At 68.5% G+C, this 10,768-nt stretch carries 11 protein-coding genes; all 11 read left to right on the forward strand.

Features of this window, described 5'->3' with window-relative positions:
• Positions 1-112: 112 nt before the first annotated feature.
• The 11 genes from RHCRD62_RS10560 to mtrA all read left to right on the forward strand — a co-directional run bounded on the left by RHCRD62_RS10560 (position 113) and on the right by mtrA (position 10,763).
• Positions 113-1,258 carry a TobH protein gene (locus RHCRD62_RS10560; protein WP_050064683.1) on the forward strand — a complete coding sequence of 382 codons (1,146 nt, stop codon included), beginning with the start codon at positions 113-115 and terminating at the stop codon, positions 1,256-1,258.
• Positions 1,259-2,479: a mannose-6-phosphate isomerase, class I gene (gene manA / locus RHCRD62_RS10565; RefSeq protein ID WP_050064684.1), complete on the forward strand. Its 1,221-nt coding sequence runs from the start codon at positions 1,259-1,261 to the stop codon at positions 2,477-2,479.
• Between the two features lie 128 nt (positions 2,480-2,607).
• A complete protein-coding gene (locus RHCRD62_RS10570; protein ID WP_050064685.1) occupies positions 2,608-4,170 on the forward strand; it encodes an amino acid permease in 1,563 nt (520 codons plus the stop codon).
• Between the two features lie 194 nt (positions 4,171-4,364).
• Entirely contained in the window at positions 4,365-5,585 is a 1,221-nt protein-coding gene (locus RHCRD62_RS10575) for an alkane 1-monooxygenase (protein WP_050065203.1), read from the forward strand.
• On the forward strand, positions 5,585-5,752 hold the full coding sequence (locus RHCRD62_RS10580; RefSeq protein ID WP_050065204.1) for a rubredoxin: 168 nt from the start codon (positions 5,585-5,587) through the stop codon (positions 5,750-5,752). Before RHCRD62_RS10575 ends, RHCRD62_RS10580 begins: the two co-directional genes overlap by 1 nt.
• The gene (locus RHCRD62_RS10585) at positions 5,749-5,922 is read left to right on the forward strand and encodes a rubredoxin (RefSeq protein ID WP_050064686.1); all 174 of its coding nucleotides are present in this window, start codon (positions 5,749-5,751) and stop codon (positions 5,920-5,922) included. The genes RHCRD62_RS10580 and RHCRD62_RS10585 overlap by 4 nt, the downstream gene beginning before the upstream one ends.
• A complete protein-coding gene (locus tag RHCRD62_RS10590; protein ID WP_050064687.1) occupies positions 5,919-7,163 on the forward strand; it encodes an NAD(P)/FAD-dependent oxidoreductase in 1,245 nt (414 codons plus the stop codon). The genes RHCRD62_RS10585 and RHCRD62_RS10590 overlap by 4 nt, the downstream gene beginning before the upstream one ends.
• Before the next feature lie 43 nt (positions 7,164-7,206).
• Positions 7,207-7,818, forward strand: coding sequence for a TetR/AcrR family transcriptional regulator (locus RHCRD62_RS10595; protein ID WP_050064688.1), 612 nt, complete (start codon positions 7,207-7,209; stop codon positions 7,816-7,818).
• A 66-nt stretch (positions 7,819-7,884) separates the two neighbouring features.
• Complete coding sequence (gene ahcY / locus RHCRD62_RS10600; RefSeq protein WP_050064689.1) at positions 7,885-9,366, forward strand: adenosylhomocysteinase; 1,482 nt, start codon at positions 7,885-7,887, stop codon at positions 9,364-9,366.
• A 49-nt stretch (positions 9,367-9,415) separates the two neighbouring features.
• Positions 9,416-10,081: a dTMP kinase gene (locus RHCRD62_RS10605; protein WP_050065205.1), complete on the forward strand. Its 666-nt coding sequence runs from the start codon at positions 9,416-9,418 to the stop codon at positions 10,079-10,081.
• Between the two features lie 4 nt (positions 10,082-10,085).
• Positions 10,086-10,763: an MtrAB system response regulator MtrA gene (mtrA, locus tag RHCRD62_RS10610; protein ID WP_050064690.1), complete on the forward strand. Its 678-nt coding sequence runs from the start codon at positions 10,086-10,088 to the stop codon at positions 10,761-10,763.
• Positions 10,764-10,768: the final 5 nt, after the last annotated feature.

The following is a 10,768-nucleotide window of genomic DNA, read 5'->3' on the forward strand; positions in this document are numbered from 1 at the left end:
CGGGCGTGACGAGGCGACCACACGCGCCCTCCCGGCGGTGCGAGAATGGTCGAATCGGGCAGTGTGGGTCCGGACGGTTCGACATCGGTCAGTGCGAGAAAGGCAGGTTGCCATGACGGCTCCATCACCCCTTCTCGATCTCGACGACGCCGTGAGCGTCGCCGCCGCCGATACCGAGGGCGCGATGCGTGCAGCAGCACTCGGCGGCGCACAGGTCAGGTCGGTCGCCGAGGCCGTCGCCGAGGGCCTGATCGACCGCGTCAGGGACATGCGCCCTCGCAGCGTCGTCCTCGTGACCTCGGGTGGCCGTGCCGCCCGTGCCGCCTCCGTTCTCGAGGCATCGGTCGGCCCGCACTTCGGGCTTCCGATCGTGCACGCGCCTGTGGTGCCGCCGTGGGTGGGATCACTCGACGTCGTCGTGGTGGCCGGGGACGATGCGGGCGATCCGCGGCTCGTGTCGGCCGCGGACTCCGCACTTCGCCGTGGCGCCGAACTGGTCGTCGTGGCACCCGACGAGGGCCCGCTGCGCGCGGCCGCAGCCGGACGGGGCGCGCTGCTCGCACCGCGGGTTCGCACGTCCGACCGGAACGGGTTCCTGCGCTACCTCGCGGCGGGACTCGCGGTGCTCGGAACCCTGGACGCAGGCCGGGGCGCGCCGCTGCCCGATCTCGCGGGGCTCGCAGACGTTCTGGACGGGGAGGCGACGCGAAACCACCCGTCCGCGGAGGTGTTCCACAATCCGGCGAAGTCCCTCGCGGTTCGGTTCCAGAACCGGCGTGTGGTGGTCGCCGGGGACAGTGCGGCGACGACAGCGCTGGCCGGGCACGCGACGGACATGCTGTTGTGCGGGGCGGGGACGTCGGCGGCCGCCGCGGGGTTGTCGGACGTGCTGGCGTCGGCGGCGTTGCTCGCGGGGACCGGTGACCTGCCGCCCGGCTACGACCCGATCTTTCACGACGAGGAGTTCGACGGCCCCGTCCCCGTGACGCCTGCGCGGGTGTTCGTCCTCGCGACGGCGCAGTCGCGCACCACGACGTCGCGGCGGCTCGCGGCACTTGCGGACGCAGAGCTGGTCACGGCAGCGGCAGACGAGGAACTCGCACCGGTGGACCGATTCGGAACAGGGGACAGTGAGATGACGGGTCGGGCCGTGAGCGGTCCCGCTCAGGGGGAGCGCACCGAGATGGAGCAGTTGGCGGTACTCGCCGTCCGACTGGAGATGGCCGCCGTGTACCTGCGGTTGATCGGTGGTCGGTAGGTGCATTCACTGCAGGGCGCGCTCCGCACCTATGCCTGGGGTTCGCGCACCGCGATCGCCGAACTGTGCGGTCGACCGGTCCCGTCCGACCATCCCGAGGCCGAGCTGTGGCTCGGTGCCCATCCGGCGAACCCGTCCCGTCTGCGGGTCGGCGACGGGACGGTGTCGCTGCTCGACCGCATCGCGGACGATCCGGCGGGTCAACTCGGACCGCGAGCACGGGCAGGGTTCGGTGACCGACTTCCGTTCCTGCTGAAACTGCTTGCGGCGGACGAAGCGTTGTCCCTGCAGGCGCACCCCAGTGCTGCGCAGGCGAAGGAAGGCTACGTGCGGGAGGAAGCCGCGGGGATACCGCGGGACTCGCCGGTGCGGAACTACCGCGACGACAGCCACAAGCCCGAGCTGGTGGTCGCACTGACACGGTTCGAGGCTCTCGCGGGGTTCCGCGATCCGCATCGCACCGTCTCGCTGCTCCGCGCGCTGGACGTGCCCGAACTCGACCACTTCATCTCGCTGCTCGAAGGCCAACCCGACTCGTCCGGGCTGCGGGCATTGTTCACGACGTGGATCACGCTGCCACAGCCGTCGCTGGCGTCGCTGCTACCGCGAATCCTCGACGGGTGCATCCGGTACCTCGCCGGGCCAGCCGGTCCCCGCGAGTTCGCGCCCGAGGTACGGACCGTGCTCGAGCTGGGCGAGTCGTACCCCGGTGACGCGGGCGTCCTCGCATCGATCCTGCTCAACCGTGTCACGCTCGAACCGGGTCAGGGGCTCTACCTCGCTGCCGGAAACCTGCACGCGTACCTGCACGGTCTCGGCGTCGAGGTGATGGCCAACTCCGACAACGTGCTGCGTGGTGGGCTGACGCCCAAGCACGTGGACGTGCCGGAGCTGCTGCGCGTCCTCGACTTCGAGCCCCTGACCGGACCCGCTCGGGTCGCGACCCCGTCCTCCGACAACCAGGCCGTGTACGTGTACGACACGCCCGCACCCGAATTCGCGCTGTCCCGCATCGACCTGACCGCGGAGTCGTCGACCGCGGTACTCGGCCGGACCGGGCCGCGCATCCTGCTGTGCACCGCCGGGTCGGTCACCCTCCGCTGCGGCGACGAGTACCTCGAATTGGCGCGGGGCGAGTCGGCGTGGATCGCTGCTTCGGATCCCCCGGTGACCGTCACCGCGCGATCCGAGGCGCAAGTGTTCAGTGCGACGGTCGGCTGAGCCGGGCCACTTCCGGTCGGTGCGGCGAGGCGTTGCCGAATCGACGCCTGGCCCGGTTGAGGAAATTCGTGGGTGGAACGCGACCGGGCAATAGGCTCGGACCGGAACCCCAGTCGAGGAGGACTGCGATGGCAGAGCACGAGGGTCCGGGCGGAGCATCCGGGCAGCAGAGCGGACGGTGGAGGGTCAAGTCGGTCGAGCAGTCGATCGCCGACACAGACGAGCCGGACAGCAAACTCCGCAAGGACCTGACCGCGTGGGATCTGACCGTCTTCGGTGTCGCGGTCGTCGTCGGCGCGGGCATCTTCACGCTCACCGCCCGGACCGCGGGCAACGTGGCCGGGCCTTCGGTGTCGCTGGCGTTCGTGCTTGCCGCCATCGCCTGCGGCCTCGCGGCGCTGTGCTACGCCGAGTTCGCGTCGACGGTGCCCGTGGCGGGCAGTGCTTACACCTTCTCGTATGCGACGTTCGGTGAGTTCGTCGCGTGGATCATCGGCTGGGACCTCATCCTCGAGTTCGCGCTCGCGGCATCCGTCGTGGCCAAGGGATGGTCGCTCTACCTCGCGGACGTCCTCGGCGTCGAGTCGACCGTCCTGGAGATCGGCGGACACGACTTCGACTGGGGCTCGGTGCTGCTGATCGCTGCACTGACGGTGGTGCTCGCCACCGGAACGAAATTGTCGTCGCGGGTGTCCGCCGTCATCACGGGCATCAAGGTCGCGGTCGTCCTGTTGGTGATCGTCGTCGGTGCCTTCTACATCACCGGGTCGAACTACTCGCCGTACATTCCGCCGTCCCAGCCCGGTGAAACCGGGGAGGGCATCCACCAGTCGCTGTTCTCGTTCCTGACCGGAGCGGGCGGCAGCACTTTCGGGTGGTACGGACTGCTCGCCGCGGCGTCGCTGGTGTTCTTCGCGTTCATCGGATTCGACGTCGTCGCGACAACCGCGGAGGAGACCAAGAACCCGCAGAAGGCGTTGCCCCGCGGCATCCTCGGATCGCTCGCGATCGTGACCGTGCTGTACGTGGCGGTGACGCTGGTGCTGACGGGAATGGTGAACTACACCGAACTCTCCGGGGAGGGGGCGACGCTGGCGACCGCGTTCGAGTACCACGGCATCACCTGGGCGCAGTGGGTGATCAACTTCGGTGCCCTCGCCGGCCTGACGACGGTCGTGATGGTGATGCTGCTCGGCCAGACCCGTGTCGCGTTCGCGATGTCGCGCGACGGTCTGCTGCCGCGACAGTTGGCGCACACGGGCAAGCGTGGCACCCCGGTGCGGATCACGGTGATCGTCGGTGTCATCTCCGGAACCCTCGCCGCGTTCTTCCCGATGGGCACCCTCGAGGAAATGGTCAACATCGGCACCCTGTTCGCGTTCGTGCTGGTGTGCGTCGGCGTGGTCGTGCTGCGCCGCACCCGTCCCGACCTCGAGCGCGGGTTCCGGGTGCCGTGGGTGCCGCTCATCCCGATCCTCGCCGTCCTCGCGTGCCTGTGGCTGATGCTCAACCTGTCCGTCGAGACGTGGATCCGGTTCGTGGTGTGGATGGTGATCGGCGTCGTCGTGTACTTCGCGTACGGCCGCAGGCACTCGCTGGTCGGGAAGCGTCAGCGCCCGCAGCCGGGCCTCGCGTCGGAAGCACTCGATCACCTCGGCGGCCCCGACGAACCGAGACATCGCGGCAAGTAGCGCACCCGCGGTCCCTGACCCTCGATGTCACCGACGGCCCCCTGGCTCACTGCCAGGGGGCCGTCGGCGTCTGTGCCCACGCCCGCCATCGGGTTTACATATCGCGTCATATGTATAGACACACGACATTGATAGGCGTACTGTCCAATCTCAAGTGGTGTGACTCACATCGACTCTTGGGTAGGGAGGCAGTGGTGAAGACGTACAACGCAGTGGCGGACGGGCAGACCGCCGTGCAGTGGCAGGACAGGAAGAGGCACCTGTGGCTGCTCGGACTGATCCCGCCGACGGCGGTCTTCCTGGCGACGGGCCTGGTCTGGGGACTCAACGAGCTGGGCGCGGGCGCGGTCTCGCCGGTGCTGTGGTGGATCGGCCCGATCCTCGTCTACGTGCTGCTCCCGATCCTGGACGTCTTCTTCGGGCCGGACGGGCAGAACCCGCCGGAGGAGGTGATGGAACAGCTCGAGAACGACCGCTACTACCGGTACTGCACGTACGTCTACATCCCGTTCCAGCTCGCGAGCCTCGTGTTCGCCTGCTACCTCTGGAGCGCCGACAACCTCGCGTGGCTCGGAGTCGACGGTGGCCTGAGCCTGGTCTCGAAGATCGGGCTGGCGCTGAGCATCGGCGTCATGGGCGGCATCGGCATCAACACCGCGCACGAACTGGGGCACAAGAAGGACGACCTGGAGCGGTGGCTGTCGAAGATCACGCTGGCCCAGACCTTCTACGGGCACTTCTACATCGAGCACAACCGCGGTCACCACGTCCGTGTGTCCACCCCGGAGGACCCGGCCAGCGCCCGGTTCGGCGAGAACTTCTGGACCTTCCTGCCGCGCAGCGTCTGGGGCAGCCTGATCTCGTCCTGGGAACTCGAGAAGACCCGCATGGAGCGGCTCGGCAAGCGCACCTGGAGTATCCACAACGACGTGCTCAACGCCTGGCTCATGTCGGTCGTGCTGTACGCGGCGCTCGTCGCGGGCTTCGGCTGGGAGGTGTTGCCGTTCCTGGTGATCCAGGCGGTGTACGGGTTCTCGCTCCTCGAGACCGTCAACTACCTCGAGCACTACGGCCTGCTCCGCCAGAAGACCGCGAGCGGACGCTACGAACGCTGCGCCCCCGTGCACAGCTGGAACTCCGACCACATCTGCACCAACATCTTCCTGTACCACCTGCAGCGGCACAGCGACCACCACGCCAATCCGACGCGGCGCTATCAGACCCTGCGCAGCATGGACGGGGCGCCGAACCTGCCCAGCGGCTACGCCAGCATGATCTCGCTCGCGTACTTCCCGCCGGTCTGGCGCCGCGTCATGGACCACCGCGTCCTCGACCACTACGACGGGGACATCACCCGGGTCAACGTCGCGCCCTCGAAGCGCGAGCGCATCTACGCGAAGTACGGGGTGGCGTGATGTCCGCGTATCGATGCCCGGTGTGCGAGTACGTCTACGACGAGACGAAAGGGGCTCCGCGAGAAGGCTTCCCGGCCGGAACGGCGTGGGGGTCGGTGCCCGACGACTGGTGCTGCCCGGACTGTGGGGTCCGCGAGAAGATCGACTTCGAGGAGATTGCGTCATGAAGCTCTACCGCTGCGCCCAGTGTGGATTCGAGTACGACGAGGAACTCGGCTGGCCAGAGGACGGGATCGCCCCCGGTACCCGCTGGGACGACATCCCCGACGACTGGAGCTGCCCCGACTGCGGCGCGGCCAAGGCGGACTTCGACATGGTCGAGGTCGCGCGACCGTGAGCGCGGTGGTGATCGTCGGAAGCGGTGTCGCGGGCATCACCGCCGCAGAGACCTTGCGGACCGAGGGCTTCACGGGGTCGGTCACGGTGATCGGCGACGACCCGGCGATGCCGTACCGGCGCCCCGCTGTGTCGAAGGAACTGCTCGCCGGGTCCGTTCCGGCGGAGCGGACCTGGCTGCGCCCGGCCGGCTACTGGGCCGATCGTGAGATCGACGTCCGCACCGGGGTTGCCGCGAAGTCGGTCGACCCGGACCGTCGGGAGGTCGAACTCGGCACCGGGGAGACGCTCGGTTACGACGCCCTCCTGCTCGCGACCGGGGGTCGTGCCCGCACGATCGGGCACGACGCGGGGGATGCGGTGTTCACGTTGCGCTCCGCGGGCGACGTGGCGGTACTGCGCGCGGCGATCGAACGCACCAACACGGTTCTGGTGGTCGGGGCAGGGCTGATCGGGTCCGAGGTCGCGGCCACCGCCCGTGGTCTCGGCGCCGAGGTCACGGTGCTCGAGACGGCGGAGCGTCCACTGCACCGGATGCTCCCACCCGTGATCGGCACGCGCTACGAAAAGCTGCACCGCGACAACGGTGTGGCGCTGCACACGTCGGTCCGGCTCGACGAGCTCGCTGCGGACGGCCGAGGCGGTGTTCGCGCTGTCGCGGAGGACGGCAGGCACTGGTCGGCGGGCGCGGCCCTCGTCGCGGTCGGCTCCGCGCCCGACACCGCCCTCGCCGAAAGGATGGGACTGGTGGTCGACAACGGTGTCGTCGTCGACCACCGCTTCGCGACCTCCCAGCCGGGAGTGTTCGCCGCAGGTGACGTCGCGAACACTCCCAATCCCGTTCTCGGTGAACGGTTCCGCGCCGAACACTGGAACACGGCTCAGGCTCAGGGGGCGGCAGCGGCCCGTGCGATGCTCGCCGACCTCACCGGGGGTGTCGCCGAGGTGTGGCGTGAGGTGCCGTGGTGCTGGACATCCCAGTACGGGGTCAATCTGCAGGTGGCGGGGTGGCCGCGGGCGGACGACGAACTGGTCGTGCGCGGCGACGTCGACGGTCTCGACTTCACGGCCTTCACCAGGAGAGCGGGCCGCCTGGTCGGAGCGATCACGATCGGCCGCCCGAAAGACGTTCGGGCGGCGCGGATCCTGATCGCCGACCAGCCGACGATCGACCCGGCGGTGCTCGCCGACCCGGATGTCGACCTCACCGCACTGAGCGTGGTCCCCGTCACGGTGGGGTGAGTCGTCGTTGACGGCCCGGCCGGCAGGTGCGACCCTCGCGGACATGGCGTCCTCGACCCGAATCCCGTATCCGCAGGCCTCACGTGCGCTCCTGCGGGATTCGGTGCTCGACGCGATGCGGGACCTGGTGACCGAGAAGGACTGGTCCGAGGTCACCATGTCGCAGGTCGCCACCGCGGCGGGGGTGAGCAGGCAGACCGTCTACAACGAGTTCAAGTCCCGTCCCGGGCTGGCCCAGGCCTACGCGCTGCGGCTGGTCGACCGGTTCGTCGAGGTCGTGGGCGCCGCGGTGTACCGGCATCCGGGTTCGGTACGGAAGGCCCTCGTCGACGGCTTCACCGACTTCTTCACCCTCAGTGCCGCCGATCCGCTGGTGAAGTCGCTGCTCACCGGCGAGGCCAAGCCGGACCTGCTGCGGCTTATCACCACGGACAGCGCACCGATCCTCGAGCGCGGCGCCGAACAGCTGTCGGAGACGTTTCGGCGCAGTTGGATACAGGCCGGACCTGCCGAGGCCGGGATTCTCGGCCGGGGGATCGTCCGCCTCGCCCTGAGCTACATCTCGATGCCGCCCGCCGCGCACGCCGATGTCGCCGAGGATCTGGCGGCGTTGATCGGCCCGTTCGGCGAGGAGATCACCGGGACCGGCGATTAGCCGGTATTTCGTCGGGTGCGGCTCCCGGTAGCCTCTACTGCAGATATCGGCTACCAGGAGAGGCAGATGACGACCTCAGTGTCTGAGAACAAGTGCGTCGCGGAGACCCGCAACGGGATCGACTTCAAGGTGGCGGACCTTTCGCTCGCCGAGTTCGGCCGCAAGGAGATCCGTCTCGCCGAGCACGAGATGCCCGGACTCATGGCGCTGCGTCGCGAGTACGCCGAGGTGCAGCCCCTCAAGGGTGCGCGCATCTCCGGATCGCTCCACATGACGATCCAGACCGCCGTTCTGATCGAGACCCTCACCTCGCTCGGCGCCGAGGTGCGCTGGGCGTCGTGCAACATCTTCTCCACGCAGGACCATGCGGCCGCGGCAATCGTCGTCGGCCCGCACGGCACTCCCGAGGAGCCCAAGGGCACCCCGGTCTTCGCCTGGAAGGGTGAGACGCTCGAGGAGTACTGGTGGGCTGCCGAGAAGATGCTCACCTGGCCGGGCGAGCCCGCCAACATGATCCTCGACGACGGTGGCGACGCCACCATGCTCGTCCTCAAGGGTGCACAGTTCGAGAAGGCGGGCGTCGTACCGCCGACGGACGACGAGCACGACTCGGACGAGTACAAGGTGTTCCTGGCGCTGCTGCGCCAGTCTCTCGAGGCAGACGCGTCGAAGTGGACCACGGTCGCCGGATCGGTCCAGGGCGTCACCGAGGAGACCACCACCGGCGTCCTGCGCCTGTACCAGGTCGCTGCTGCCGGTGAGCTCGCGTTCCCCGCGATCAACGTCAACGACTCGGTCACCAAGAGCAAGTTCGACAACAAGTACGGCACCCGGCACTCCCTGCTCGACGGCATCAACCGCGGCACCGACGTCCTCATCGGCGGCAAGGCCGCCCTCGTCTGCGGCTACGGCGACGTCGGCAAGGGCTGCGCCGAGGCGCTGCGCGGCCAGGGGGCTCGTGTCACGGTCACCGAGATCGACCCGATCAACGCCCTGCAGGCGATGATGGACGGCTTCGACGTCAAGACCGTCGAGGAGTTCATCGGGCAGGCCGACATCGTCATCACCTCGACCGGCAACAAGGACATCATCTCCTTCGAGCACATGAAGCAGATGAAGCACCAGGCGATCCTCGGCAACATCGGTCACTTCGACAACGAGATCGACATGGCCGGCCTCGAGCGGGCCGCGGACGTCACCCGCGTCAACATCAAGCCGCAGGTCGACGAGTTCACCTTCGCCGACGGTCACTCGATCATCGTGCTGTCCGAGGGCCGCCTGCTGAACCTGGGCAACGCCACCGGGCACCCGTCGTTCGTGATGTCGAACTCCTTCGCGAACCAGGTCATCGCGCAGATCGAGCTGTGGACGAAGCCGGACGAGTACGACAACGAGGTGTACCGGCTGCCCAAGCACCTGGACGAGAAGGTCGCGCGCATTCACGTCGAGGCGCTCGGCGGCTCGATCACGAAGCTGACCAAGGACCAGGCCGAGTACATCGGCGTCGACGTCGAGGGCCCGTACAAGCCCGAGCACTACCGCTACTGATCGAGTGGTTCCCGCGGTCGCTCCGGCCCGCCCGCTAGGCTGGGCGACCGTGGGAACCCTGATCGCTCTGGAAGGACTCGACGGCGCCGGCAAGCGGACGCTGTCGAACGCCCTCGTCGCCGCCTGGCGGGCGGACGGACTGACCGTCGCCACGCTGGCCTTCCCTCGATACGGCGTCTCCGCCTGCGCCGACCTCGGTGCCGAGGCGTTGCACGGCAGACACGGGGACACCGCCGAGAGCGTCAACGCAATGGCGTTGCTGTGGGCCCTGGACCGCCGGGACGCCGCCGATGAACTCCGCGAACTCATCGCCACCCACGACATCGTGCTGCTCGACCGCTACGTCGCCTCGAACGCCGCCTACACCGCCGCCCGAAAGCACCAGAGCGCCCAGGGCCCCGAGGTCGAGTGGATCGAGGACCTCGAGTTCGGTCGCTTCGGGCTGCCGCGGCCGGACCTGCAGATCCTGCTGAAGGTGCCGGTCGCGCTGGCCGCGGACCGGGCCCGCAGGCGTGCGGGTACCGAGGCGGACCGTCAACGCGACGCCTACGAGCGCGACGGCGACCTCCAGACCCGGACCGGGGAGGTCTACGACGGGCTGACGGCACGAGCCTGGATCTCGCCGTGGACAGTGGTCGGCCCCGACGTCGACCCTGCACAACTCGCCGCCGACGTCACCAATCAGCGTCGACGGCCCTCGGAAGTGACACGATAGAGACATGAAGCCACGCATTCTGGTTGTCGACGACGACACGGCACTCGCCGAGATGCTCACCATCGTCCTTCGCGGCGAGGGCTTCGAGCCCTACGTCGTGGGCGATGGAACGCAGGCCCTGTCTGCGGTGCGGGAGATCCGTCCGGATCTGGTCCTGCTCGACCTGATGCTGCCGGGGATGAACGGCATCGACGTCTGCCGCGTACTGCGTGCCGACTCCGGTGTGCCGATCGTGATGCTGACCGCGAAGACGGACACCGTCGACGTGGTGCTCGGTCTGGAATCCGGCGCCGACGACTACGTGATGAAGCCGTTCAAACCCAAGGAATTGGTGGCGCGGGTCCGTGCGCGCCTGCGGCGCACCGAGGAGGAGCCCGCGGAACTGCTGTCCATCGCGGACATCGACATCGACGTCCCCGCTCACAAGGTGACGCGCGACGGACAGCTCATCGCCCTGACCCCGTTGGAGTTCGACCTGCTGGTGGCGCTCGCACGGAAGCCTCGCCAGGTGTTCACCCGCGAAGTCCTGCTCGAACAGGTGTGGGGGTACCGGCACGCCGCCGACACCCGCCTGGTCAACGTGCACGTCCAGCGACTGCGCGCGAAAGTGGAACGTGACCCGGAGAATCCGCAGGTGGTACTCACGGTCAGGGGGGTCGGCTACAAGGCCGGACCGCCGTGACCCGA

Origin of the sequence: Rhodococcus sp. RD6.2, assembly GCF_001040705.1 — a bacterium.
Taxonomy (GTDB): domain Bacteria; phylum Actinomycetota; class Actinomycetes; order Mycobacteriales; family Mycobacteriaceae; genus Rhodococcus_G.